Below are 242 nucleotides of genomic sequence, written 5' to 3'. Positions count from 1 at the left end.
ATACAAATTTCAGGGCTTGGTACCTTAGCTACAGGTATCAACTTCTTTGTAACAATTTTAAGATGTAAAACACCAACTATGAAGTTTATGCAAATGCCAATGTTTACAGTAACAACATTTATTACTACATTAATTGTTATTCTTGCTTTCCCTCCTTTAACAGTAGCGTTAGCATTAATGACAACTGATAGAATATTTGACACAGCATTCTTCACAGTTGCACATGGCGGTATGCCAATGCT

Annotated in this window: 1 protein-coding gene; it reads left to right on the top strand. The window is 34.3% G+C overall.

What is annotated here, in order from left to right; all coding sequences use genetic code 11:
• Positions 1–242: cbb3-type cytochrome c oxidase subunit I (locus F1003_RS19140; protein WP_202913940.1), on the top strand; the 242-nt coding region annotated here is incomplete at both ends.

It is taken from the genome of Winogradskyella ouciana, from assembly GCF_009709615.1.
Taxonomy (GTDB): domain Bacteria; phylum Bacteroidota; class Bacteroidia; order Flavobacteriales; family Flavobacteriaceae; genus Winogradskyella; species Winogradskyella ouciana.
Note: the sequence above shows the minus strand (reverse complement) of the source record. Positions and strands in the feature narration are given on the sequence as shown.